Below are 25,028 nucleotides of genomic sequence, written 5' to 3' on the forward strand. Positions count from 1 at the left end.
TGAGTTGCGCACGAGTCACACAGGAGTCCTACCCGATCAGCACTCCGTCCGGGACTCAAAACTCGATTCTGATCACAACCACAGACAGCCCCTAGCGTGCTGGTCATGGCAACCACCACTTCCACCGCAGCCAACACGTCCCTTGCGTCCGTCACCCTTGAGGTGGCCGACCCCGAGGCCGCCCACCGCTTCTACAGCGCCTTCGGCGTGGACACGTACATACGCCTGCGGGCGTCCGAGGCGCACTCCACCGGATTCCGCGGCTTCACCCTGGCGCTCACGGTGTCCGGGCCGGCCACCGTCGACAGCTTCGTCGGCGCCGCCGTGGACGCCGGCGCCACGGTGCTGAAGCCCGCCGCGAAGTCGCTGTGGGGCTACGGCGGTGTCGTCCAGGCCCCGGACGGGACGATCTGGAAGATCGCGACCTCGGCGAAGAAGGACACCGGCCCCGCCACCCGCGAGATCGACGAGGTCGTCCTGCTGCTCGGCGTCGAGGACATGAAGGCCACCAAGCAGTTCTACGTCGGCCGGGGCCTGACCGTGGCCAAGAGCTTCGGTGGCAAGTACACCGAGTTCGCCCCCGGTCAGTCCAGCCCCGTCAAGCTGGCGCTGTACAAGCGCCGTGCCCTTGCCAAGGACCTCGGCGTCCCCGCCGACGGCACCGGCTCGCACCGCATCGTCCTCGGCAGCACCGCCGACACCTTCACCGACCCGGACGGGTTCGCCTGGGAGGCTGCCGTGTCGCTCGCCTCCACACCGTCCTGACTCCCGGCCCCCGCACTCCCGCCCCGCCTGATCCTGTACGAGAGGAAACTTGCCGAGCCGTCCACGAAGTCGCCCGCCGAGGACTCCGCCACGACCACCGAGAAGTACAACGGATTCACCGCCGAGGAGCGGGCCGCGATGAAGGAGCACGCACGCGGGGAGAAGAAGGCGGCGGCGCGGCGCGGTTCGTCCCGGGCGGAGAAGGAGGCGACAACGGGCACGGCTCGCCGACATCCGCGACAACCTCGTCGCCCGCATCACCGAGGCCGAGCGCGAAGGCCGGCTCGGTGAGGTGGCGGGCCTTCCGGTCAGCCTCGCCGGCACCCAGGACAAGCTCAACAGCTCGATGCCGAGGCGCACCGGATTCAGCGGCGAGAGCCGATCCGCCTCGGCCTACCAGCCATCGGCTCCTGGAACGGATCAGGACACCGACACCAGCGGGACCTTCACCGACGTCGATCTGGAGACGCGCCGCCCCGACCGGCCGGTACCGCCGCTGGCCGGTACCGCCGCGATCGGGGCGGTTGTGCTTCTGCCGGCCGCCGCCATCGAGGAGGGCCGGGGCCTCTCCTCGATGGCGGCGTCCTGGCCGACGCCGCCTTACCGTTTGCTGCGGGTCAGGCGGCCCGGCCTCACCTCAGGTGCCGGGCGAAGAACCGGTCCCCGTCCTTCACCTCGAACCACGGGGTGCCGGTGTGTCCGCCCATATTGGCGTGCAGCGTCTTCTCCTTGGTGCCGAAGGCGTCGAACAGGTCCAAGGCCCGCTGCCGGGGATTCCCTTCGTCGTCCCACTGCAGCAGGAACAGCAGCGGAATGCTGACCTGCCGGGCCTCCTCGCGCTGGGCGCGGGGCACGTAACCCCCGGCGAAGAGACCGGCAGCCTTGATGCGCGGCTCGACCACTGCCAGCCGAATGCCGACGGCGGTCCACCCCGAGTACCCGACCGGGCCGCCGATCTCGGGCAGCGCAAGGAGGGCGTCCAGGGTGGTCCGCCATTCCGGGACCGCCTTTTCGACCAGCGGGCCGATGAAGGACTCGAAGATCTCATCGACCGGCTCACCGGCCTGCATCGCCCGGCGGAGGTCGGCGCGAGCCTGCTCGTCGGCGGCGGAACGGGGCCGGTCACCGCACCCGGCGGCGTCGATGGTGGCCACCGCGTAGCCGTAGGCCGCGGTTTGCCGGGCCCGGGCCACCAACCGGGGTTCCCCCTTGGGCAGGCCGTTGTTGTGGGCCATCAGGATCAGCGGGGCCGGTGCGGAGGATCCGGGCGTCCACAGGGTGCCGGGGATCTCGCCGAGGGTGAATTCGCGTTCGAGGACACCGTCGTCGAGACGCTGTTCAGAGGTGAAGTGCATGGACGTGCCTTTCGGGAGGGCTCAGAGACGGCGCTCCCGGACGACCTACCGCCCGACCGTGACCCCGGAGGGGAGCACCCATGTCGATACTGCGTTCACGGGTACCACCTCCTCGTTCTCTCGCACGGCCTCCGGAAAAGTAGCAGTGGTCGCCGTGGTTCACCAACGGGTTTTCACGGAGGCTCCGGGGCCGCCCTGTCCTACCGCAAGAGCCCCCACCTTCCCAGCGCCTCAACCCATCGTGCCAGCACTGGAGTTGATGCATCAGGCCGATGTACAGATCGGTGGACGCTCGATCAGGCCCGGACTCCTCGGCCACCCCGATCTCCAAAAGCTCGACGCGGACGGCGACGAGGCCGTCGCGTAGGGTGCGGTGGCCAGGGCCTCAAGGTCCGGGTTCGCAGCCCGACCTGCGGGGCCCTCTCCTCTTGTCCGGGCCGCCGAGCCGTGCGGAACGGCTCTGCGGTCGTCCGATCCGGAAGGAAAGCACATGGCACTACAGGTTCTGCGGGCGCAGGAGAGAACACCCGCGCCGTGGAAGAACGGCGGAGGTGTCACCACCGAGGTGGCCGCCCGTCCCGAGGGAGCGGGGACCGGCGATTTCCTCTGGCGTGTCAGCATCGCCGATGTCGCGCAGAGCGGACCGTTCTCCGTCTTCGAGGGCGTGGACAGGACCATCACCGTCGTCGACGGCCCCGGCATGGCCCTGACGGTCGACGGCACCCCGCACGTGATGGCCGCCCCGTACGAGCCGTTCGCCTTCTCCGGTGACTCCGACACGGAGTGCGAGCTGCTCGGCGGCCCGATCGTCGACTTCAACGTCATGGTGCGGCGCGCCGATGCGACGGCGCGGGTCCGGATCGTGCGCGACCGCGTCGCGGTGCGGCCGGAAGCCGGAACGTGCGTGCTCGCAGTGGTCCTGGAAGGGTCGGCCGCCCTCGGCCGGGAGTCCGTCCGCCTCGACCGCCTGGACGCCGCACTGCTCGCCGAGGGAGACGCCGACGACATCGACGTCGATGGGCATCTCGCGCTGGTCACCGTCACCGACCACGGTTCGGACTGACCCGGCGGGCCCGGTTGCCCCATCCTGCTCATCGCCTGGCCACCGAGGCCGTGATGAAGCCCGTCCGCCGCTCCGAGCGCGACCGGCCAGGCGTGCTCGGCTGGCAGCTGCCGCTGGAGTTAGGCGACGTTCCGGGCCGTTGCCCGCACCTCGACCGGTACGCATCTCACTCAGCGCGGGCCTGCCCCTCCCGTCACGCATCCTTCAGCGGCAGCGGCAGCGTCGGCGCGGTCTGGGTTGGCATCGCCTCGTGAGGGCGTCTTCGTACTCTCCCCGGCCGCCGGTGTACCGCTCATCGCCAGGGAGCGAACGAGCCGACGACCCTTCCGTTGCCCGCACCGGCTACCCGCCGAGCAGGTCGGCGAGTTGGGTGCGGGAGCTGATGCCGAGCTTGGGGAACGCCCGGTAGAGGTGGTGTCCCACCGTGCGCGGGCTCAGTAGCAGCTGGGTGGCGATCTCCCGGTTGGTCGCGCCGGTCGCGGCGAGCCGCACCACCTCGCGCTCCTGCGGACTCAGCCGCGCGATCGGCGAGTCCGCGGCGAGCGCCGGGTCGTGGTGCCCGCCGGCCGCCCGCAGCTCGGTCCGGGCCCGCCGCACCCACGGCCGCGCGCCCACTCGGTCGAAGCGCTCCAGCGCGGCGCGCAGCCGGTCGCGTGCGTCGAGCTTGCGGCGCTGCCGGCGCAGCCACTCGCCATAGAGCAGCTCGGTGCGGGCCCGCTCGAAGCTGTCGTCGGCCGGGTGCAGATCGAGGGCGGCGAGGTAGTGCTCCTCGGCCCGGGAATCCGGTCCGGTCAGGGCCCGGCAGCGGAGGGACTGCGCGCCGATCGCGGGCTGCCGGAGGGCGTCCGCGCAGGCCGCGAGGGCTTCCGCGGGTGCCTTCGCCCGCTCCGGGCGGCCGGCCCGCACGGCGGCCTCGACCAGGTCGGGCAGCAGGTGGCGGGCCATCAGCGGGTGACCGGCCGCGTCCCGCGCCGCCTCCAGCCAGTCCAGCGCCCGCTGGCCCTGCCCGGAGCCGAGGTCGAGCAGGCCCAGCGCCCACAGCGCGTCGGAGGCGCCCCGGCCGACGCCCCGCGGGCGGGTGTACTCCAGGGCCCGGTCGGCGAGTTCACGGGTGCGGTCCTCCTCGCCGCGGGCGGCGGCCAGCACGGCGAGCAGGGCGCGCAGGTGGGCGACCCGGTGGTCGAGGTCGTAGTAGTCGGCGAGCCGGAGCGCCTCGGCGGCGTGAGCCCGGGCGTCGTCGCGCCGGCCGAGCGCGAGCTCCACCTGGGCGAGCAGGTGCAGCGTGGTGGGCAACCAGCCGCCGACGCCGCGGTCGCGGCAGTGCGCCACGGCGGCGGAGGCGACCCGGTGCGCGGTCGCGTGATCGGCGAGCAGATGGCAGTAGTGCCCGGTCATCAGCCGGTCCATCAGGCTGACTTCGGCGCGGTCGCAGGCGGCCACCAGCTCGGCGAGCGACCGCCGCGCACCGCGGACAGCAGAGGCAGCGGGGGCAACGGGGGCAGCGGGGACGTCGTCCGCGTCCCCGTCCCCGTCCCCGCGCCGGGCGGCCGCCGCATCGGTGAAGACGTGCGCCGGCACCGCGAGGACCGGCAGACCGGGCGCGCGGGCCGCGATCCCGGCGATCAGCGCCGCGTCCCCCGCGGCGAACGCCGCGTGCAGCGCGTCCGTCAGCAGCACGGGGAGCTTGTCGGGGCGCTCCGCGGCGGTCGCGTCCGCGCCCTCGGCGAGGATCCGGGCGGCCCGCGTCGGGCTGCCGAAGCCGAGCTCGACCACGGCCCGCACCCGGGCGAAGTCCGCCGCCATGCCAGGGTCCCCCAGCGGCTGCGGCACCTGGTCGGCGAGGGCGCCGCAGCGCTCGTCCTGTCCGGCCTCGCTGGCCCGCTGCGCCGCGCCGATCAGACGCCTTGCCCGCACCGCCGGGTCCGCGGTCAGTTGCGCGGCCCGCTCGTAGGCAGCGGAGGCCGACGCCATCGCCTGCCGGCTGCCCGCCCACTCGGCGACGCGCTCCAGCTCCGCGGCCACCCGCTCGTCCGGCCCGGTCGCCGCCGCGGCCAGGTGCCAGGCCCGGCGGTGCGCGTGCCCGGCGCCGTCCAGCGTCTCCGCCAACGCCCGGTGCGCCGCGATCCGCTCCGCGAGCGGCGCGCTCCGGTAGGCGGCGAACCGGACCAGCGGATGCCGGAAGCGCAGCCCCGCGCCGGAGACGGCCAGCAGCCCGGCCCGCTCGGCGGGCGCCAGATCGTCGACCGAACCCCCGGACCTGGCCGCCGCCGCCAGCACCGCGGCCAGGTCCCCGGTGTCGTCCGCGGCGGCCACCGCGAGGATCCGACGGGTGGCCTCGGGCAGCCGGCGGATCCGCTCAGCGAGCGCCTCCTGCAACCGGCTCGGCAGCGCCGACGGCACCTCCGGCAGTACCAGCGGCCCCAGTTGACCGGACCGCTGCGCCGGGGTGAGCGCTGCGGACAGCTCCCGCAGCGCCAGCGGATTGCCTTGCGCCTGGTCGATGATCCGCTCGGCGACGTGCGGCGCGAGCCCGGGCAGCAGTACCGCGGCCGCGGTCCGGTCGATGCCGGTGACGTGCAGCCTGGGCAGCGCCCGCGCCGTACTGCCGGGCAGGTCGCCGCGGGCGGCGAAGAGCATCGCGACGCCCTCGGCGCGCAGTCTGCGGGCGGCGAACGCCAGCACGTCCACGGACGGCTGGTCCAGCCACTGCACGTCGTCGACGAGGCACAGCAGGGGCGTGTCGGCGGCGGCCTCGGCGAGGACGGACAGCGCGGCGAGGGCGACGGTCAGCCGGTCCCGCACCGGCACGTCGACGAGGCCGAAGACCGAGCGCAGCGCCTGGGCCTGCGGGGCGGGCAGCCGGTCGAGCACCTGGAGGATCGGCCCGAGGAGCTGGTGCAGCCCGCTGAAGCCCAGCTCCATCTCGGACTCGATGCCCTCGACGCGCAGCACCCGCAGGCCCTGCGCGCAGGCGGCGGCGTGTTCGAGGAGCGCGGTCTTGCCGATGCCGGCCTCGCCGTGCAGCAGCAGGGCGCCGCTCTCGCCGCGCAGGGCGTCGGCGAGCATCGACTCGATCCGCCGCAGCTCGTCGTCGCGTCCCTGCATCCGTGCCCCCGGATCCGCCAACCCGGCCACCGTCGGGCCTCGTTGATCGTCACTGTACGCGGGCCGGGCGGGACGGACCGGGGACGATCCCGGGGGCGGCGACCGCTGCGCCTACGGCGCTCGCTCCTGCTCGGCCACCGGCGCCGACCAGATCATCCGGATCTCCGCGGTCCGGTAGCCGGCGCGGGCGAAGGCCGCCGCCATCGGCGCGTTCCCGGTGTCGGTGGTGGCGGTGATCAGCTCGGCACCCGCCTCTGCATGGCTCCGGGTGACCTCGGCGAGCAGGTCGTCCACATAGCCGCGGCCGCGGAACTCGGGCAGCACGCCGAGGAATCCGACGTTCCGGGCGTAAGGCGTCGCGGAGGGGATCGCCAGTCCGACGAGCCGCCCGTCGGGGCCGTACGCCAGCCGCCACCACTCCCGCTCGCCCGGGCAGCCGAGGTAGAACTCCAACTCCTCTCGGGCGGCCGCCTCGACGCCCATCGCGGCGACGTTCCGGCGGGTCTCGTCGTCCAGGCTGCCGACCGCGATCCGCCGGAACATCCCGAGGAACTCCTCGTCGGAGGCCGGGGCGAAGGCGAGCCGGCTCCCGCCCCCCGGCAACGCATCGCCGGCGGCCCACTCCAGCCGCAGCCGCTCCACCTCGTGGCCGAGGCCGGCGGCCCGCGCGGCGGTCCGGCGCCAGGTCACCGCGTCCGCCGCCACCGGGTCGTCGCGCCAACCGACCGGCAGCGTCAGGTTGTACAGCGGCGGCTTCGGCGCGCCCGCGGCGGCGAACGCCCGCAGCCCGGCGGTGAGCAACCGGGTCGCCACCCGGGCCCGGTCGCCCGCCCCGGGGTCGACGTGCAGGCAGTCCAGGGCGACCGGGTGGGCGCTGTCCGCCCGGCCCCACCACAGGGCGCGGGCCAGCAGCCGGCCGTCGCCGTCCTCGGCGACCCAGGTCCACTCCGGCCGGTACATCCCTTGCCGGAGCTCGTCGCGGTAGCGGTCAGCGTCGATCCAGCCGACGGGTTCGGGGACCGTTACCGCGGCGACGCGGTCGACCTCGGCACCGGTCGTGGGTCGAAACAGCATCGGTGCTCCTACGGTCGGACGTAGCTGGTCAGGGTGGTGCCGGTGAGGAAGACCCGGGAGTCGCGGAGCTGCCAGGTGGCGGGGGTGAAGGGGGCGCGGAACAGCGGGGTGCCGCTGCCGAACACCACCGGGTAGCGCTTCACCACCAGTTCGTCGATCTCGCTCAGCAGCTGCCCGGCGAGGCTCGCCCCGCCGCACAGCCAGATGCCCGCGCCCGGCTGCCGCTTGAGGCCGCGGACGAGCTCCACCGGGTCCCCCGACACCACCTCCACCTCGGGCTCGGTCCGGGGCAGGGTGGAGGAGAAGACGTACTGCCGCAGGTGCGGATAGGGGCTGGTGACGCCGATCCGCAGGGCGGGCTCGTAGGTGGCGCGGCCCATCAGGATCGTGTCGAAGACCTTGTTGGGTACGTCGGCGAGGCCCAGTGCCTCGCGGGCGTGGGCGGGAATCGTCTCGGGGTACTCGGTGAGGATCGCGTCCTTCAGGTCGCCGTCGAAGCCGGAGGAGTCGGTCTCCCCGTCCGGTCCGGCGATGAAGCCGTCGAGGCTGCAGCCGATGTAGTAGGTGAGCCGGCGCATGGGCCGCCTTCCGCTTGTCGCTGGGTGACCGTCGGGCCGCGGGCGACCGACGAGGACGGTCCGAACCTAGGCCGCGGTCGCCGCCCCGGGCATCGGTCACGGCGACCCAATGTGCCGGTCCGCCCTGCCGACCCTGTCGGCTGCCGTCGTCAGCCGTCGACCTGGAAAGCTCCCGGATCGCGGCGGCGCTCCGGGCCGACTGAAGGCCGAGGCCGCGCGCACCGGCACGAAGGTCGTGGCGATCGGCCCCGCCTCCAGGCGGTGGGCGTCGGCGGGTGGTTCAGCGAGGTGCACCGCATCGTCCACGTCGCGGTGTGGCGGCGGTGGCCGTCGGCGGTGAGGTGGCCGGACGCGGACCGGGGCGCCCGTCCACTCCTCGGACGGGCGCCCCAACTCCTGCAAACTACCGCGCAATGCGCCCGGGTTCAGGCCCGGGCGCCGGGTCAGCGTACGTGGACGGTCTTGGTCTGCGTGGTGATGTCCGCGCGCGGGTGGCCGCCGCGCGGGCCGTCGACGCCGTAGAGCACCCCGCGGAACTGGAGCACGCCCCGATGACCGGCCTTCACCCTCACATCGACCTTGGCGTCGCTGGTGTCCACGGCCACGACGCGGCCGCACTTGACGGTGTGCCACGCACCATGCGTCCCGACCCGCTCCTGCGCGCAGAACTTCGCGAACTGCAGCGCGTCACTGTCCCCCTGCCCCTTGACGTGGACGCTCTGGCCGACCTTCACGGTGCCCGGCGACACACTGACAGTGGCACTTCCCTTGGCGAACGCCGGCGTCACCGCCAACACGGCCGCGGCCACCCCCAAGACACCCACTGCGGCGAACCTCGCCCCCCGCCGCCCGAACATCCCGCTCGCCGCGCGCCCGTCTCCACGATCCGTCATCGCTGCCCTCCCGTTGCTGCGTTCTCTCGTCTCACTCCCGGACGACAATCAGCTTCAACGGTCAGGTTGGCGTTGCACTAACGGACGGCTAATGCGGTGCAGCAGCGCACGGCAGCGCGCCTGCCGCCGACGACATCACCGTCTTCATCCCTGACATTCAGGTGTGCCCGATGCGGCTGTTGCTCCAGACTCCGGGCCACGACTTTTTCGTCCAGGTTCGGCGCGTGAGCAGGACGCGCCCTTCGCGCCCGAGCAAGGCCGGAGATCGGCGAGGCGCTGCGTGCGTACACCCGGCAACGCACCGTCCTGCGAAGGCACGCATCGTCACGGGTCCGAACGGGACGTAGGTCACACAGCGAGCCCCTGGGGTGCGGCTCCGAATTCCCCTACCGTTGTCGACATAGGGAACAAAATGGACTATTTGCTTCCGTTTCATCGCAAGACGTAGGCGATCCAGGAGCAGGCGCATCGGCTGCCGAACCCGTCAGCGCGGCTCAGCCGGCGATCACGCCGGCGCAGCCCGCTCCCCCGTCCCTGCCGTGCGCGAGACACCACCACATCACCGCTGAACAGGCACGCCCGCCCGGGTGCCGCTGGAGGACCTGCTGTGGCATTGACCAGTTCGAAGAAGACGGCAGCCACCGTTGCGATGGCGCTCGCCGGAGCCACCCTGGCGGCGTGCGGAACGCATGCGGCACAGGCGTCGCTGGCAGCCGGGACACCGTCCGCCGCGCCTTCCCGGTCCGTCGTCGCCACCGGCTCGGCCTCCCCTTCCCCGACCCCGTCGCCCAGCGCGTCGTCCGACGCATCGAGCGCCGCGCCGTCGCCCTCGTCGCCCTCCGCCTCGCCCTCCGCCTCGCCCTCCGCCTCGCCGAGTGGCCCGGGCATCGCTTCCACCAGCTCGTCGAGCGGGTTCACGGTGAGTAGCGCGCTCCAACACAGCACCGAGGACGGCGGCAGGTCCGTCGCGCTGACCTTCGACGACGGCCCGGACCCGCGCTGGACGCCGCAGGTACTGGCGCTGCTGGCCCAGCACCATGCCAAGGCCACGTTCTGCGAGATCGGCCCGAACGCGCAGCGTTACCCCTACCTCACCAAGGCGATAGCCGCCGCCGGCGACCGGCTGTGCGACCACTCGGTACACCACAACGAGCGGCAGAGCAGCATGCCGCTGGACTACAACGTCCACGAGATAGTCGACGCCCAACGGGAGATATCCGAAGCGGCCGGTCCCGGGGCCAAGCTCTGGTACTACCGGGCACCCGGCGGTGACTTCAAACCCACCATCCGAAACATCGCCGCCCAACACGGACTTCGCCCCCTCGGCTGGAGCGACGACTCCAACGACTGGAAACGACCCGGCGCCGCGAACATCCTGCGGAACATCAACCGGAACCTGCACCCGGGCTCGATCATCCTGATGCACGACGGCGGAGGCGACCGCTCGCAGAGCGTCGCAGCGCTCGCCAAGCTGCTGGATCAGCTGGATGCCCAGGGCTACACCTACAGTTTCCCGGCCCGCTGAACCTCACCCGTACCCGGCGCCGGGAAGAGCCCGAGCCGAAGAACCCGCCGAGGCCGGCCGAGGTCGACTGTTGCCGATCTTGACGTGACTGACGAGCGTGAAGGCAGATGCGGAACTACGCATTTCCGCGAGCACGAAGTGTGACGAGTGGCGGTACACCGTGGCACGCGGGGCCCGGCTGGAGCGTGTCGTGGGCGCGTGCAGAGGAGGGTGGCGACCCAGCTGCGGTAGGGCCTCCACCGGTCGGCGGCCCTCGCCAGTCGGGCGATGTCGGCGGCGGCCGGGGCGTCGAGCCCGTATGCGGTGGCGATGACTCGGTGGACGCGCGGTTCGTGGCGGGGGAGGACGTCGGGGTGTCCGGCTCCCCGGATGAGGACGAGCTCGGCGGAGAAGGGTCCGATGCCGGGTAGGGCGCACAGTTCGGCGAGGGCGTAGTCGGTGCCGGTGCCGCCGCCTGTTCCCAGGTCCTGCTGGATGGCGGCCGCGACCACGGAGGTCGCGTCGTCGGCGGGGAAGGCCAGGCGGAGGATCCCGTCCGCCGCGTGGTGGTGGCTCGCGGGGGTGAAGCCCTCCAGGAACCGGACGCTGGAGGCGAGCGAGAAGAGCCCGGCCGGGACGAAGGCGGCGGCGTTCACGGTCAGCCTCCGTGTGCGGTGAGCGTGTAGCCCTCCGGGCCCTCGAAGGAGAACATCGACCCGAAGGGGCTGGCCGTCATCGGGGTGAGAATCTTGATCCCGGCGGCGGTGAGCTGGTCGTGGAGCTCGTGAGCGTCGGAGGTCCGGAACCAGAGCGCCACTCCGAGGCCGGGCCGCGCCGTGTTGGCGAGGTCGATGCCCGGGAGGAGCTCGCGGATGGCGAACGGGATCGGCTTGGTGTCGAACACGACCGCGTGTGGCGGCGACACCGCGGCCCGACGCAGGCCCAGATGTCGCTCGCAGAATGCGGCTGCGGCGTCCACGTCGCGGACTTGCAGGGCGACGAAGTCGGGGCCGTCGATGGTGACAGGCATGAGCCTTCCTCAATCCTTATGTCAGGACTTTGACATTGTTGAGGCTAGGGCGCCGGGGTGGCCATGTCAAAATGCTGACATGACGGAGAGCATGCCGACCGAGCCGACCGAGCCGCCCCACCTCGCGAAGGACGTCACCCAACACGTGGGATACCTGCTCAAACGCGCCCAGGCCGCCCTGCGCGGCGCCATGGACAAGGTCTTGCGCGAGCACCGGCTGACCGTGCCGCAGTACTCCACCCTCGAACTCCTGGCCCTGCACCCCGGTATGTCCAACGCCGACCTCGCCCGCGCGACCTTCGTCACCCGGCAGTCCGGCAACGTCGTCCTGCGGGGCTTGCAGGAAGCGGGACTGATCACCCGCCCCGCCACCGCCGACCACGGCCGCGCCCGCCCCGCCCACCTCACCGAGGAGGGCCACGCACGCCTCGCCACGGTCCAGGCCGCCGTCTACGCCATCGAACAGCGCATGGCCCAGGCGATCCCGCCCCAACACATGACAGTGCTCCTCACCGACCTCGACCGCATCGCGGCAGCCCTGGAGGAATGACCCGCCAACCCCTTGCGGAGGCGCCCCGCATGAGGCGCGGGCGCGGACGTTCGCGCCCGGGCCCCGTTCGTTGGCCGCCGCGATCAGCTTCGGCGCGCTCCGGTGCAGCTTGGTGCCGTAGGGCCGTAGGCCGGGGTGTCGGGGCCAACGTCCAGGCGGCCGGTGCCTGTTGGGGCCTTCAGGCTGCCGTTCTCCCGCATGAGCAACGTCAGCGCTCCTGACGGCCAGGGGCGGGTGAGAACGCGGGCTCGGAGCGACTCGTACAAGGCCGGGCCGACAGTGACGGCGTCGACCAACACGTCACCACATCGCCTCACCACGCGTGTGGTGAATGGCGTGGCTGTCAGGTGTTGGGGTGCCCATACGCCCGTGGTGTGTTGGGGGTTGCTTGAAAATCCCCGGCCCTGCTCTTCGGCTTGGTTGCGGGCTCAGTCAGGGGGCGTGTGCGCCCCATGGACCGACGACCGCACCAGCCCACCGGATGGCTAGCCTGGCGGCATGGAAGCAATTCTGGTCAGCGCGTGTCTGCGTGGGGTGCCCTGCCGGTTCGACGGGCGTCACAAAGCGTCGTCGGAGGTGGAGGAGGCAGTGGCCGGTCGTGAAGTCGTGTCCTTCTGCCCGGAGGTCGCGGGCGGGCTCGCGACACCGCGGCGGCCTGCGGAGCTGGTGGGCGGCGACGGGCACGACGTGCTCGACGGGACGGCGCGGGTCGTTGAAGACACTGGGCATGACGTGACGGCGGAGTTCGTGGAAGGAGCACGGCGCGCACTCGCGGCAGCGCGGCACGGAGGCTGCACGGAGGCGCTGCTGATGCCTCGTAGTCCGTCGTGCGGCCGGGGTGTGGTGTACGACGGGTCGTTCGCCGGGCAGCTGGTGCCGGGAGACGGGGTGACGGCGGCGCTGCTTGAGCGGAACGGGGTCGCCGTGCGGCGGGCACCCGGTGTCTGAGGTCGTCTTTCCCGGCGATCAACCGGTACCTGTCTGTCTACGACGTGGACTCAACGACGACCAGGGGCTGTCCGATGGGTCATGTGACGGATAGGCGGTCGGCAGGAAGGCGCGGAGCGACCTGGCCGGTTCAGGTGTAGGCCACCAAGATCCGGGCAGGCGGCGGTGGAGAACGGACCACGAACTACGGACCACGGACTACGGGGTGAACACCATGCACGGCGGCGGAGGGTTCAGCGGGGGCGGCCACCACGGGGGTGGGGTTGGCGGCCACCATCACAGCGGGGGGTTGGGCCACCACGGCAGCCACCACCATCACACCGGGGACTCGCAGGGTTTCGTCTGGATTCCGTCGTTCCGGCGTCGTGGGTCGTCAGGCGCTGCCAGGGGAGCGGCTCCCCTGCCCGTGGCGCTGGGTCTGCTGCTGGCCGGGCTCATCATCGGGGCGCTGCTGGCCGGCCGCTAGATGAATGAGTCATCTAGCGGCTGCCTGACAAGTCGGTAATGGCCTGCACCGCGGATCGTTACCGACCCAACCTTCCCGTTCTCGGCTATCGGCTATCGGCTGTCGGCGGCGAGTCGGAGGGCGTGGCCGGCTCGGTGGCGTCGGGTGTCGCTGGTCGGGGTGGTCCGCTTCGGGCACAGCACCAGGCTGGACCACCCCGACGGTTTGGCGCGGGCGAGCGAGCGCGGGCACGGTGACTGGCCGAGTACCGCGTCGAGAACGGCGTCAAAGCCGTTGATCAGCGCGTTGCCGGCGAAGTGGAACCGCTCGGCGTCGTCTACCCCCGCGCCACTGTGGGCGGCCTCGGGCGGTGACGCCGAGCGGACGGTTACGGCCGCGCCTGCGCCATGGTCGGGTAGTCGGTGTAGCCGCGATGGTCGCCGCGGTAGAAGGTGGTGTGATCGGCCTCGTTGAGGGGGGCGCCGGTGCGGAGGCGGTCCACGAGATCGGGATTGGCGATGAAGTGCGTGCCGAAGGAGAGGATGTCCGCGAGCCCCCCGTCCACCAGGTGCAGTTGACGGGGGCCGGCGGGCCAGTCCTCGGGGGCCTCGTGCGGGTTGAGCATGTACACCCCGTCCCAGCTGCGGCGCAGTTCCACCGTGAGGTCGCGGTGGCCGGGGAACTCGAAGACATGCAGGTAGGCCAGCTGCGGCGGCAGCTGATCGATCAGGGTCAGGTAGAGCTCGTGCAGGTCGGGCTCTACGAGGCCGAACGCGGGGCAGCCGGGGCTGATGCGAAGTGCCAGCCGTTCCTCTCCGATGCGTGCGGCCACGGCTTCGACGAGTTCGACGGGGAACCGGACGCGCCCGGCGACGCTGCCGCCGTAGGCATCGGTGCGGCGGTTGGCGTTGCCCGAGAGGAACTGCTGGATGAGGTAGCCGTATGCGCCGTGCAGCTCGACGCCGTCGAATCCGGCGTCGATCGCGTTCGCGGCCGCGTCGGCGAAGTCGGCGATGGTACCGGCGATCTCCTGCGTGGTCATGGAGCGCGGCACGGGGAAGGGCTTGCGGACGGCGGGCTCGCCTCCGTGGATGCGCACCACCCCGTCGGCTGCGACGGCTGACGGTGCGAGGGGATGCCGGCCGCCGCCCAGGAGTTCGGGGTGGCTGTTGCGGCCGGCGTGCATCAGCTGTGCGTAGATGCTGCCGCCCGCTTCGTGGACGGCCTGTGTGACGGGGCGCCAGGACTCGACCTGGCGGGCGTCGTGCAGACCGGGGGTGTCGGTGTAGCCCTGGCCGACGTGGTTGGGTTGCAGGGCTTCGGCGATGAGCAGTCCTGCGGTGGCACGCTGCCGGTAGTACTCGGCCATGAGCGGGGTCGCTGACAGGCCCTCACCGTAGGCGCGGCGACGGGTCAGCGGTGCCATGGCGATGCGGTTGGCGAGGGTGAGCGGACCGACGGTGATCGGGTCGAACGCGGTGTGCATCGGGACGGTTCCTTCTGTCCGAACGGGTTTCACGCGCCCACCGTCGTCGAACCCACCGTCCGCCACCAGGAAAGCCCCCGGAAATCGGCGATATCCGATGCGCCAGGGCCCTCTGCCGGCGCTATCCGACGATTCCGACGATTGGGAAGGCTTGCTTGAACACGCGCATGCCGGGTGCGCTCTCCACCGACCGGACCCCGGGCGGCGCCGCAGCTCGCCCCGCATCACCGGCGTCTACGTATCGCTCAAGTCCCCCGGGGCCCCCGCCCGAGCCCCACAGCAAGTCCTGCGCAGCCGCCATAACCCATCGCCGCATGGCCAGTGGTCGTTGTCGCCCAAGGGGAACGCCTCGCCAGGAACCGAAGCCTGAGTGCCGCACACCTGGCACAGCCAGGCAGCGCCGTGTCATCAGGCATCCGATCGCCCTGGCCAGGATGCTCTGCGGGGCGTACCGCGTTGACCGGCGAGTCGGCTCGTGCGTCGGGCTCAGCGTTGCAGAGCGGGGATGACTCCCGTCCCGTACGCGTCGATGAGGTCCTCGCGGGCGTCGTGCATGGCGTACACCGCGAACTGGTCGACGCCCAGTGCCTGCAACGCCCGCAGTTTGTCGAGGTGTTGCTCCTCGGTGCCGATGACGCAGAAGCGGTCGACGATCTCGTCGGGTACGAAGGCGGTGTCGGGATTGTCGGCGCGGCCGTGATGGGCGTAGTCGTAGCCGTCGCGGCCCTTGATGTACGCGGTGAGGGCCTCGGGGACGGCGGCGGAGTGCTCGCCGTATTTGGCGACGAGGTCCGCGACGTGGTTGCCGACCATGCCGCCGAACCAGCGGCACTGCTCGCGTGCGTGCGCCAGCGCGGCGGGCGAGGTGTCGGCGGTGAGGTACGCGGGTGCGGCCACGCAGATCTTCAGCGAGGACGGGTCGCGGCCGGCGGCGGCCGCCGCGTCCCGTACGGCCTTCACCATCCACTCCGTCAGATACGGGTCGGCCAGTTGGAGGATGAAGCCGTCGGCTTGCTGGCCGGCCAGGGCCAGCGCCTTCGGACCGTACGCCGCCATCCATACCGGAAGGCGCCCGTCGCGCACCCAGGGAATCCGCAGCGCCCGCCCGTCCACCTCGGCCTCGCGACCCTCCGCCAGATCGCGGATGACGTGGATCGCCTCACCGAGCGTGGCCAGCGTGTTCGGCTTCCGTCCGGCGACCCGCATCGCCGAGTCGCCCCGGCCGATACCGCACACCGTGCGGTTGCCGAACATGTCGTTGAGCGTCGCGAAGGTCGACGCGGTCACCTCCCATGTGCGCGTCCCCGGGTTGGTCACCATGGGTCCGACCGTCAACGCAGTCGTGTGCTCCAGGATTTGGCTGTAGATGACGAAGGGTTCCTGCCAGAGCACTGCCGAGTCGAAGGTCCAGCCGTAGCGGAAGCCGTTGCGCTCCGCGCGCCGCATCAGGTCGACGACCGTCGAGGCGGGCGGGTCCGTCTGCAGAACGAGTCCGAAATCCACTGTGGAGCCTCCTAGTTCAGGTACTGGCAGGTGGCGCGCGGCATGTACTGGCCGTGGCCGGCGCGCCCGGTGAACTTCCGCTGGTCGATGACGAGTTCGCCGCGCGACAGGACCGTCTCCACCCGGCCCGTGACGTGCTTGCCCTCGTACGCCGAGTAGTCGACGTTCATGTGGTGCGTCGCCGCCGACATGACCTGCTCGGCGGTCGGGTCGTAGATGACCACGTCCGCGTCGGCGCCGGGCGCGATGGTGCCCTTCTTGCCGTACAGGCCGAACATGCGGGCCGGGGCGGCGCAGGCGATCTCGATCCAGCGGCGGCGGGTGATGTGCCCGTCCACGACCGCCTGGTGGAGCAGGTCCATCCGGTTCTCCACTCCGGGCAGACCGTTGGGGATCTTGGAGAAGTCGTCGCGGCCCAGTTCCTTCTGGCCCACGAAACAGAACGGGCAGTGGTCGGTGGAGACCACCTGGAGGTCGTTGGTGCGCAGGGCCCGCCACAGAGCTGCCTGGTGTTCACGTGGCCGCAGCGGCGTGCTGCACACGTACTTCGCACCCTCGAAGTCGGGCTCGGCCAGGTTGTCGGTGGACAGGAAGAGGTACTGCGGGCAGGTCTCGCCGAAGACCGGCAGACCCATGTCCCTGGCCTCCGTCAGCTCCGCGACGGCCTCCTGCGCCGCCACATGCACCACGTACAGCGGCGAACCCGCCACCCGCGCGAGCTGGATCGTCCGGTGCGTGGCCTCCGCCTCCAGCAACGCCCTGCGTACCTCGCCGTGGTAGCGGGGCGCGGTCTCGCCCCGCTCCAGGGCCTGCCGCACCAGCACGTCGATGGCGATGCCGTTCTCGGCGTGCATCATGATCAGGCCGCCGTTGTCCGCGGCCCGTTGCATCGCCCGCAGGATCTGCCCGTCGTCGCTGTAGAAGACGCCCGGGTACGCGGTGAAGAGCTTGAACGAGCTCACTCCTTCACTCACGAGCCCGTCCATCTCCCTCAGCGTCGACTCGTTCACGTCGGAGAGGATCATGTGGAAGCCGTAGTCGATCGCGCACTGGGCGTCGGCCTTCGCGTGCCAGAGATCCAGCCCCTGCCGCAGCGGCTGGCCGACCGACTGGATCGCGAAGTCGATGATCGTGGTGGTGCCGCCCCAGGCGGCCGCGCGGGTGCCCGATTCGAACGTGTCGGACGAGGTCGTCCCGCCGAACGGCATCTCAAGGTGCGTATGGGCGTCGACGCCGCCCGGGATGACGTACTTGCCCGAAGCGTCGATGACGCGCTCGGCGGTCCAGTTCTGCGTTCCGGTGGAAGCGAGGGCCACGATGCGGCTGTCTTCGATCAATACATCCGCGTGGGTCTCTTCGGCGGCCGTGATGACGAGGCCACCGGTGATCAGAGTGCGGGTCATCCTTCGCGCCTCCCTGCGCGCACCGGGTACTTCCGTGATCCCGGGGCGGTCGTCGAGTCGAACGTGGTCCTGCGTGCCCGGAGATGGCGGCGCAGTACGGGTGGTGGGGCCGGTCGTGGCACCCCGGCCTCATCGGTGCGCATCGGTGTCTGCACACGGCACGGCCGTCTCAGCCGCGCCCGCCGGCCGCTCCCCCCGCTCCACCGGACGGGCCGAGCCGGTCGCACTCGGCGGTCGGGCTGTCGGGTGCCGCGAGGGCGGCGATCCGGCCGTCCTCGATCAGGACGTCGGCGCGCATTTCCTCGGCGGCGGTGATGACCAGTCCGCCCCGGATGACCGTACGGCTCATCTCGGCTCCCTATCTGACGCCACGTCACAACCTGGTCTACACCCGTAGATTCCGGACGGGAAGGAGACACCGTAGAAGCATGTCACCCACCGTGGCAATACCGTGACGGAAGATCGGTCACCGGGTGGGTGTCGCGGCGGCGGTCAGCCGGGTGGTTGAACGGGGGGTGCGCAAGGGGCGCCGGGGGCGGGGGCCGGGAGGGGTGCGGGGGCGGCCGGATGGGCAGGTAACAGACTTCGGACCCACAACTTCGAAAGTCATGACGGAACCGCACCTTCACAATCCGCACCCAGGACGTCAAAAGACACACATGACGTCAGAAAGGCGATGCGCCATGGAGCAGAGCACACCGTGGGAGTTCTCCGACGACCGCGGGCGCCTGGTGGTGGCCGGAACCCGGCCGGAACGGATCGTGGCCTACATACAGGCGGGAGCCACGCTGTGGGACCACGGCATCCGCCCCGTGGGCCTGTTCGGCTCCCAGCACGACGGGGTGGCGGCCGACCCGGCCAAGGCCGGTGAACTGCCGCTGGCCGAGATCCGGTACCTCGGCTCGGGCAGCGCGCTGCACCCGGACACCCTGCTGGAGGCCCGCCCGGACCTCGTGGTGGCGGTGACCTACGACGAGGAGCAGGTGTACGGCCTGGAAGCGAAGGTCGCGCAGGAACTGGAGGTTCAGGTCCCGGTGGCCACCGTCGCGGTGGGCCCGGGGCGCAGCCTGGCCGAGGTGCGGGAGCGCTTCGCGGCACTGGCCGGCTCCCTGGGACACGGCGAACCACTCGCCCGGGCCAAGGAGTTGGACGCGGCCGAGGACGAGCTGCGGAAGGCGACCGGCGGTGCGGTACGGCCGCGGGTGGTGGCGCTGTCCCCCGCCGGACCGGACAAGGTGCACCTGGCCCGGCCCGGCACCTGGCCGGACCTGCGGGCCCTGGCCGAACACGGCGCGGAGCTGCCGGAGCCGGTGGCCGGCGCCGGGGCGAACTGGTCGACGGTCGGCTGGGCGGAGGCCGCCGCGCTCGCCCCGGACGTCGTCCTGATCGACGCCCGGGTCAACGCCGCCCGGGTAGAGGCGCTGCGCACGGACGAGAACTGGCGGGCGATCGAGGCCCGCGCCCGGCTACTGCCGTGGAACCCGGAGGCCCCGGTCAGCCGGCGCGCCCACACCCGCTTCTTCACCGAGGTGGCCGACGCGGTGCGCGCGGCCGCCGCCCGGAAATAGCGCCCGGGATCCCGATGCACCGGACGGCGGCCGCCCGGCCACCCCCTTGACGTCGACTGGCAACAAACCTAACTTTCACTCCCGTCCCCTGCCCCCACATGCCGGGAGTCCCCCATGAAGCGATCCCTAACCCCCCACCTCCGATGGGGCGTTGCCCTCTTCACCGGAATCGCGCTGACCGGCGCCTGTTCCGCGACCGCCCAGCAGGCCCCGTCCGCGGTCCGGCCCGGCGGCGCACACCCGGCCGCCGATCCCCACGCGGCCGTACTGTGGCGTGCCGACCCGGCCAAGGGCGCCGCCAACTTCGAGGGCACCGAGACCAAACCGGGCACCGTGAAGGTCGTCGACGACCCGACCGGACAACACGGGAACTCCTTCGAACTGCACACCTCCGGCGACAAGATCGACGGCCCCACCCGGGTGCGGGTGGAGACCCGCGGTCACCGCACCGGCAACGGTCCGCTGCGCTACTCCCGGCAGGGCGACGTCTACTACATCGGCTGGCGTTCGATGTGGGGCCCACTGCCCATGAAGAAGGGCGACTGGGTCGTCCTGTGGCAGCTCAAGGACTACGGCTCGGGTGCCGCCACCCCGCCGCTGTCGCTGCGCGCCCGCGGCGACGGCACCGTCGACCTGGAGTACTGCGACCCGCAGCTGAAGACCACGCAGCTCTGGCACGCCCCGATCGCCCTCAACACCTGGCACGACTTCGTCCTCGGCATCAAGGTCTCGAAGGATCCGGCCCGCGGCTGGGTGCGGCTCTGGCACGACGGCACCGCCCAGAAGCTGCCCGGCGGCACCGAGCAGTACCCCGCGGCGACCCTGCGCGGCGACTGGGTCACCGACAAGTGGGGCGTCTACCGCTCCGACGGCGTCAAGGGACCGGCCACCGCCTGGCTCAACAGCCCTGCGGTGGGCCGGAGTTACCAGGACGTGGCTCCCGCCGACTGAGGTCCCGTGCCTCCGGGTGAGGACCTCTTCTCGTCCCGGACGAAGGCGTCTCCGGGATCCGCGTCCCGCCGAGCCGGTTGCCCGGTGCGTCAGCTGCCGAAGGCGCCCTGGCACAGCCGCAGCAGGTCTGACCTGACCTTGCCGGAGGCCATCTGGCAGATGACGCGCGGGTCCATCGTGGTCCGGGGGCGCGGTGGCCCTACGGCCGGGCGGTGCTGGGGCGGTGCGGCGTGCGCGGGGCGCGGCCGGTCGTGGTGGTGCGGGGGCGGCCCTGCGTGCTGCGGTGGCGCGGGGTGCCGGCGTCGGTCCGGTGCCGACGACTCGGCCCGGGCCCTCGCGTCGACCGCCGTCCCGTCCGGGTCGGCTGCCGGTGCCGTGGCGTCCTCGGGGGGCGCCGATCGGCGTGGTGCGGTCACCACCTGCTGGTGCGGGGCCCGCTCCGACGGCACCGGGGCCCCGGGACGCTCGGGCACGGAAGGTGCCGGAACGGGCCCGGACGGCACCGTCCGGGGCACCGGGACGGAGACGGACACGCAGCCGGTGGCCGTGGCCAACACCGCGGCCGTCAGGGCGAGGAGATGAGGGGCGCGCACCCTCCCACCGTCCCGACCGCACTCCGGCCGGACAAGCAACACGCCGGGGAACCACGCGCACGAGGGAGCGCGACGGCCTCCGGTCGACGCGCGCCGCACCGGGGCGGAGCCGTCTCCCCGGCGCGGCCGAGGAGACGGCGCGGGCCGGGTGGGACGCCGTCGGCCCCGGCCGTGATCCACCGGTCGCGAGGCAGACGGGAATTTGACGACAGGTCCTAGCCCGCGGTGAGTTGCTGTTGCGTCCACCGCAGGGCGTCGGCGAGGAGTTCCGCGCCGTGTTCCGCCTCGGCGACGGTGAGCGTGAGCGGCGGCGCGATGCGGAGCGAGGCGCCGCCCTGGCCGCCCTTGCCGACCAGCAGACCGCGTTCCCGGGCTGCCTCCAGCACCAGCGTGGCGGCCTCCGGCGCAGGCGCGTCGGTGCCCGGCCGGACCAGCTCGACCCCGATCATCAGGCCCCGTCCGCGGACCTCCCGCACCACGTCGAGGCCGGCCGCCACCGCCCGCAGGCGCTCGATGAGCAGTCCGCCGACCCGCCGGGCGTTGCCCTGGAGGTCGTGCTCCAGGAGGTAGCCGAGGTTGGCCAGGCCCGCGGCCATGGTGATCGGGCTGCCGCCGAAGGTCGAGATGGAGTTGGCGGGCAGGCAGTCCATGATCTCGGCGCGGGCCACCACCCCGCCGAGGGACATGCCGTTGCCGATGCCCTTGGCGAAGGTGAGCAGGTCCGGCGGGCCGTTCTCGGCGTGCGCCTGCCAGCCCCAGAAGTGGTCGCCGGTGCGGCCCCAGCCGGTCTGCACCTCGTCGCTGATCCACAGGATCCCCTCGCGGGCCAGCACCTCGCGGAACGCGGCGTACAGCCCGTCCGGCGGTGCGGTGAACCCGCCGACGCCCTGCACCGGTTCGGCGATCAGTGCGGCGACGCCGCCCGCGGTCTGCTGGAGCATGTCCGTGAGGTCCGCGACGCAGGCCGCGATGTACTCCGCGTCGCCGAGGTCGGCGTACGGGCCGCGGGACCGCACCCCGCCGTGGACGTAGAGGGTCTGGAGCGGCGAGAGGCTGGTGGGCGACCAGCTCTGGTTGCCGGTGATGCCGACGGTGGAGAAGGAGCGGCCGTGGTAGCTGTTGCGCATCGCCAGGACCTGGTTGGACCGGCGGTGGGTGGTGGCCAGCAGCAGTGCGGTGTCGTTGGCCTCGGTGCCGGAGGTGGTGAAGAAGACCCGGGCGTCGGGGATCCCGGAGAGCGTGGCGATCCGCTCCGCCAACTCGACCATGGGGCGGGAGAGGTACAGCGTGGAGGTGTGCAGGATCCGGCCGGCCTGCTCGGTGACGGCCTTGGTCACCTCGGGCAGGGCGTGCGCGGTCATGGTGGTGAGGATGCCGCCGAAGAAGTCGAGGTAGCGGTTGCCCTCGGCGTCCCAGACGTGCCGGCCCTCGCCGTGGGTGAGCTCCAGGGGCCGGTCGTAGTAGAGGCTCAGCCAGGACGGCATCACCGCCTGGTGGCGGGCGTGCAGGCTTCCGGTGTCGTGCGTCATGGCTGCACCAGCCCCTCGTAGGCGTCGGGGCGGCGGTCGCGGTAGAACGCCCACTGTTGGCGGACCTGGTCGATCTGGGCGAAGTCCAGGTCGCGGACGACCAGTTCCTCTTTGGTGTCGCTGGCGGGCTCGCCGACGAACTGGCCGCGCGGGTCGACGAAGTAGCTGGAGCCGTAGAACTCGTTGTCGCCGTACTCCTCCACGCCGACCCGGTTGATCGCGGCGATGAAGTACTCGTTGGCGACCGCCGCCGCGGGCTGCTCCAGCTTCCACAGGTAGCCCGACAGGCCGCGCGAGGTGGCGGACGGGTTGTAGACGAGCTGGGCGCCGTTGAGGCCCAACTGGCGCCAGCCCTCGGGGAAGTGGCGGTCGTAGCAGATGTAGACGCCGATCCGGCCGACGGCGGTGTCGAAGACCGGCCAGCCGACGTTCCCCGGGCGGAAGTAGTACTTCTCCCAGAAGCCCTGGACCTGCGGGATGTGGTGCTTGCGGTACTTGCCGAGGACGGTGCCGTCGGCGTCGATGACGGCCGCGGTGTTGTAGTAGAAGCCGGCCTGTTCGACCTCGAAGACCGGGACGACGATCACCATTCCGGTCTCCCGGGCGAGGTCCTGCATCCGCCGTACGGTCGGGCCGTCCGGCACCGGCTCCGCCCAGCGGTAGTGCTCCGGGTCCTGGACCTGGCAGAAGTACGGGGCGTTGAAGACCTCCTGGAAGCCGATCACCTTCGCACCCTGCGCGGCCGCCGCCCTGGCGTGCTCCTCGTGTTTCGCGATCATCGATTCGGTGTCGCCGGTCCAGGTCGCCTGGACCAGTGCGGCACGCACAACATCGGCCATGAGCTGCTCCTTTGTCGATGCGAGAGCCTGCGGCGCGCGGATCTACGCGTGTGGAGGCGACCGTAAGCCCCGTCACCGACGGTGGCAAGACCATCTCTCTGCGCGGCGCGGCGGGCGGGCGGGCGGGCCGGTCAGGGTGCGGCGGGGTGCCCGGCGGCGCGTAGGGCGTGCGCGAGGTCGCGGTGCCGGTCCGGGGAGACCGCCCGCGCCGCGGCCAGCAGCAGCGGCCCGAGGGTCCCGGGGTCGGCCGCGGCCAGTGCGGCCGCCTCGTCCGGGGTGCGGGACCGGGCGACGGCGGCCAGTAGTTCCCTGGCCTGGCCGGGTCGTGCGCGGTCGAGCAGGGCCCGCGCGGTCGCCGCCACCTCGGCGACGGGGCGGGCCACGCTCTGCCGGAGCAGTGCCGCGGCGTCGGCGGTGCGGCCGGCGGCGGCCAGGGCGTCGGCGGCCGCGGCGAGCCGGGCGGGTGGCAGGCCGGCCGCCTCCCAGAGCAGCACGGGGACGTCGGAGGCGAGTTGGGCCTCCTCCAACGCGGCCAGGAGCAGGGGGAGTTCGGATGCGGGGCGGGTTGTGGCGGCGCACAGTTCGGCGTGTGCGGGGCCGCTCGCGCCGCTCGCACGGAGCTGGGCGAGGCGGCGGGCGGTCGCGGTGGCGGCGTGGCGCGCCTCGGGCCCGGGGTCCGGGTACGCGGGCGGGGCGTCGGGGCCGCGGTCCGGTGCGCCGTCGGCCGTTTCGTGCGGTGTGGTGTACGCCCCGGCGAAGCGCGCGCCGCGCGGGGCCGGTCCGGGTGCGGCGGCGGGCGGCGGGGAGGGCGGCCCGACGGGCACCGGGTCGGCGGCCGGGGGGCCGTCCGACGGCTCCAGCCCGGCGAACCGCGCGCCCCTGGGGCGGGCGGCTTCGCCGGGTGACTCGGGGACGGGCCCGGGGGCGGACTCGGGGGCGGGCCCTTCGGCGGCCGCCGCGCCGCCGGCCACGGGGACCCGGGTGTCCGCCGCGCCGCCGGCCACCGGGGTCGAGGCGGCCGCCGCGTCGCCGGCCGTCGAGACCGGGGCGTCCGTCGCGTCGCCGGCCGTCGGGCCCGGGCCATCCGCCAGCGCCGCCAGTCGGGCCCGCAGTTCCCCGACGCGGGCCTCCGCCCGGACGAGGTCGTCCCGGGCCCAGGCCAGTTCCCGGGACAGTCGCTCCCGCTCGGGCGGTTCCGCGGCGGCCCGGGCGGCGGTCTGTAGTTCGTCGGCGCGGCGGGCGGCCCGCCGCTGGGCGCGGCGCATCAGTTCCAGGCGCTCGCGGAGCGCCGGTCGGCCGCCCGGCTGGGCGTCGTGGTCGGCGACCGCCCGGGCGTGCAGCCGCCGGGCGCGCGGGCCCATGGTGCGTACCGCCTGGTCGCCGTGGCGGGCCGCGAGGTCGTGCAGCAGCGACTCGACCACGTCCCAGGGCGGCAGCTCCCGGCCCTCCAGACAGGCCCGCAGGCCCTCCGGGTCGCGTTGCGCGAAGACCCTGTACCACCCGGCCGCCGGATCGAGCAGCCGCCCGAGACCGGTCAGGAAGTGGGCGAACTCCGTGGCGGGTGAGGTGAGTTGAGTGTCCGTCATGCCATACCTTCCCCCCCTGCGGCCGGACCCCTCCGGCTCGTCCGCATTGCACACCCGGCGTGTTCGGGGGCGGTGACCGGCGTGCTACGGGAGGTTTTCGGAATCCGCACGGTCGGGCGGCCGCTCGGGCCCGCGCCTCGGCCACGCGGGCCCGCACCGGCCACGCGGGCCCGCACCGGCCGCCCGGGTCCGGCCGCGCCGCTCGACGGACCGGGCGCGCCGACACAGCAAAAAAGACAGAAGAACTTGCAAGTTTCCCT

23 protein-coding genes are annotated in these 25,028 nt (G+C 72.5%); 7 read left to right on the top strand and 16 right to left on the bottom strand.

Annotated elements, in window-relative coordinates:
• The first annotated feature begins 105 nt into the window (after positions 1–105).
• On the top strand, positions 106–765 hold the full coding sequence (locus ACFVT2_RS31055; protein WP_390023171.1) for a glyoxalase: 660 nt from the start codon (positions 106–108) through the stop codon (positions 763–765).
• A 632-nt stretch (positions 766–1,397) separates the two neighbouring features.
• Here the strand turns inward: ACFVT2_RS31055 and ACFVT2_RS31060 are convergent.
• Positions 1,398–2,120: a dienelactone hydrolase family protein gene (locus ACFVT2_RS31060; protein WP_390023173.1), complete on the bottom strand. Its 723-nt coding sequence runs from the start codon at positions 2,118–2,120 to the stop codon at positions 1,398–1,400.
• A gap of 490 nt (positions 2,121–2,610) precedes the next feature.
• Here ACFVT2_RS31060 and ACFVT2_RS31065 point away from each other — a divergent pair, with 490 nt between their 5' ends.
• Positions 2,611–3,183, top strand: coding sequence for a HutD family protein (locus ACFVT2_RS31065; protein WP_390023175.1), 573 nt, complete (start codon positions 2,611–2,613; stop codon positions 3,181–3,183).
• A 342-nt stretch (positions 3,184–3,525) separates the two neighbouring features.
• Here ACFVT2_RS31065 and ACFVT2_RS31070 read toward each other — a convergent pair whose 3' ends face one another.
• The 5 genes from ACFVT2_RS31070 to ACFVT2_RS31090 form a co-directional block, all read right to left on the bottom strand.
• The gene (locus ACFVT2_RS31070) at positions 3,526–6,288 is read right to left on the bottom strand and encodes an ATP-binding protein (protein WP_390023178.1); all 2,763 of its coding nucleotides are present in this window, start codon (positions 6,286–6,288) and stop codon (positions 3,526–3,528) included.
• Positions 6,289–6,399: 111 nt separating this feature from the next.
• A complete protein-coding gene (locus ACFVT2_RS31075) occupies positions 6,400–7,362 on the bottom strand; it encodes a GNAT family N-acetyltransferase (protein WP_390023180.1) in 963 nt (320 codons plus the stop codon).
• 8 nt (positions 7,363–7,370) lie between these two features.
• Positions 7,371–7,940, bottom strand: coding sequence for a dihydrofolate reductase family protein (locus ACFVT2_RS31080; protein ID WP_390023183.1), 570 nt, complete (start codon positions 7,938–7,940; stop codon positions 7,371–7,373).
• A gap of 443 nt (positions 7,941–8,383) precedes the next feature.
• Positions 8,384–8,833 carry a hypothetical protein gene (locus tag ACFVT2_RS31085; RefSeq protein ID WP_390023185.1) on the bottom strand — a complete coding sequence of 150 codons (450 nt, stop codon included), beginning with the start codon at positions 8,831–8,833 and terminating at the stop codon, positions 8,384–8,386.
• Between the two features lie 432 nt (positions 8,834–9,265).
• Positions 9,266–9,751: a hypothetical protein gene (locus ACFVT2_RS31090; protein WP_390023187.1), complete on the bottom strand. Its 486-nt coding sequence runs from the start codon at positions 9,749–9,751 to the stop codon at positions 9,266–9,268.
• Between the two features lies 1 nt (position 9,752).
• On the opposite strand from ACFVT2_RS31090, the gene ACFVT2_RS31095 reads away from it, so the two are divergent.
• Positions 9,753–10,358 carry a polysaccharide deacetylase family protein gene (locus ACFVT2_RS31095; protein WP_390023189.1) on the top strand — a complete coding sequence of 202 codons (606 nt, stop codon included), beginning with the start codon at positions 9,753–9,755 and terminating at the stop codon, positions 10,356–10,358.
• Here ACFVT2_RS31095 and ACFVT2_RS31100 read toward each other — a convergent pair.
• Complete coding sequence (locus ACFVT2_RS31100; protein ID WP_390023192.1) at positions 10,337–10,993, bottom strand: hypothetical protein; 657 nt, start codon at positions 10,991–10,993, stop codon at positions 10,337–10,339. The genes ACFVT2_RS31095 and ACFVT2_RS31100 overlap by 22 nt on opposite strands.
• 2 nt (positions 10,994–10,995) lie before the next feature.
• Positions 10,996–11,367 carry a VOC family protein gene (locus ACFVT2_RS31105; protein ID WP_390023195.1) on the bottom strand — a complete coding sequence of 124 codons (372 nt, stop codon included), beginning with the start codon at positions 11,365–11,367 and terminating at the stop codon, positions 10,996–10,998.
• Between the two features lie 79 nt (positions 11,368–11,446).
• On the opposite strand from ACFVT2_RS31105, the gene ACFVT2_RS31110 reads away from it, so the two are divergent.
• Both ACFVT2_RS31110 and ACFVT2_RS31115 read left to right on the top strand, forming a co-directional pair.
• Positions 11,447–11,917: a MarR family winged helix-turn-helix transcriptional regulator gene (locus ACFVT2_RS31110; protein ID WP_390023197.1), complete on the top strand. Its 471-nt coding sequence runs from the start codon at positions 11,447–11,449 to the stop codon at positions 11,915–11,917.
• Between the two features lie 498 nt (positions 11,918–12,415).
• Positions 12,416–12,865: a DUF523 domain-containing protein gene (locus ACFVT2_RS31115; protein WP_390023199.1), complete on the top strand. Its 450-nt coding sequence runs from the start codon at positions 12,416–12,418 to the stop codon at positions 12,863–12,865.
• A gap of 833 nt (positions 12,866–13,698) precedes the next feature.
• Here the strand turns inward: ACFVT2_RS31115 and ACFVT2_RS31120 are convergent.
• The 4 genes from ACFVT2_RS31120 to ACFVT2_RS31135 form a co-directional block, all read right to left on the bottom strand.
• The gene (locus ACFVT2_RS31120; protein WP_390023202.1) at positions 13,699–14,796 is read right to left on the bottom strand and encodes an alkene reductase; all 1,098 of its coding nucleotides are present in this window, start codon (positions 14,794–14,796) and stop codon (positions 13,699–13,701) included.
• A gap of 486 nt (positions 14,797–15,282) precedes the next feature.
• Positions 15,283–16,299 carry a TIGR03842 family LLM class F420-dependent oxidoreductase gene (locus tag ACFVT2_RS31125; RefSeq protein WP_390023204.1) on the bottom strand — a complete coding sequence of 339 codons (1,017 nt, stop codon included), beginning with the start codon at positions 16,297–16,299 and terminating at the stop codon, positions 15,283–15,285.
• An 11-nt stretch (positions 16,300–16,310) separates the two neighbouring features.
• A complete protein-coding gene (gene hydA / locus ACFVT2_RS31130; RefSeq protein WP_390023206.1) occupies positions 16,311–17,702 on the bottom strand; it encodes a dihydropyrimidinase in 1,392 nt (463 codons plus the stop codon).
• Positions 17,703–17,871: 169 nt separating this feature from the next.
• Positions 17,872–18,051 carry a hypothetical protein gene (locus ACFVT2_RS31135; RefSeq protein ID WP_390023209.1) on the bottom strand — a complete coding sequence of 60 codons (180 nt, stop codon included), beginning with the start codon at positions 18,049–18,051 and terminating at the stop codon, positions 17,872–17,874.
• 334 nt (positions 18,052–18,385) lie between these two features.
• Here ACFVT2_RS31135 and ACFVT2_RS31140 point away from each other — a divergent pair, with 334 nt between their 5' ends.
• Positions 18,386–19,270 carry an ABC transporter substrate-binding protein gene (locus ACFVT2_RS31140; protein WP_390023212.1) on the top strand — a complete coding sequence of 295 codons (885 nt, stop codon included), beginning with the start codon at positions 18,386–18,388 and terminating at the stop codon, positions 19,268–19,270.
• Between the two features lie 114 nt (positions 19,271–19,384).
• A complete protein-coding gene (locus tag ACFVT2_RS31145; protein WP_390023215.1) occupies positions 19,385–20,221 on the top strand; it encodes a heparin lyase I family protein in 837 nt (278 codons plus the stop codon).
• 89 nt (positions 20,222–20,310) lie between these two features.
• Here ACFVT2_RS31145 and ACFVT2_RS31150 read toward each other — a convergent pair whose 3' ends face one another.
• The 4 genes from ACFVT2_RS31150 to ACFVT2_RS31165 form a co-directional block, all read right to left on the bottom strand.
• A complete protein-coding gene (locus ACFVT2_RS31150; RefSeq protein ID WP_390023217.1) occupies positions 20,311–20,814 on the bottom strand; it encodes a hypothetical protein in 504 nt (167 codons plus the stop codon).
• 215 nt (positions 20,815–21,029) lie between these two features.
• Entirely contained in the window at positions 21,030–22,343 is a 1,314-nt protein-coding gene (locus tag ACFVT2_RS31155) for an aspartate aminotransferase family protein (RefSeq protein WP_390023219.1), read from the bottom strand.
• The gene (locus ACFVT2_RS31160; protein WP_390023221.1) at positions 22,340–23,182 is read right to left on the bottom strand and encodes a nitrilase-related carbon-nitrogen hydrolase; all 843 of its coding nucleotides are present in this window, start codon (positions 23,180–23,182) and stop codon (positions 22,340–22,342) included. Before ACFVT2_RS31160 ends, ACFVT2_RS31155 begins: the two co-directional genes overlap by 4 nt.
• Before the next feature lie 131 nt (positions 23,183–23,313).
• Positions 23,314–24,768 carry a hypothetical protein gene (locus ACFVT2_RS31165; RefSeq protein ID WP_390023224.1) on the bottom strand — a complete coding sequence of 485 codons (1,455 nt, stop codon included), beginning with the start codon at positions 24,766–24,768 and terminating at the stop codon, positions 23,314–23,316.
• Positions 24,769–25,028: the final 260 nt, after the last annotated feature.

The sequence above is a fragment of the Streptomyces sp. NPDC058000 genome, assembly GCF_042886435.1.
Classification (GTDB): Bacteria; Actinomycetota; Actinomycetes; order Streptomycetales; family Streptomycetaceae; genus Streptomyces.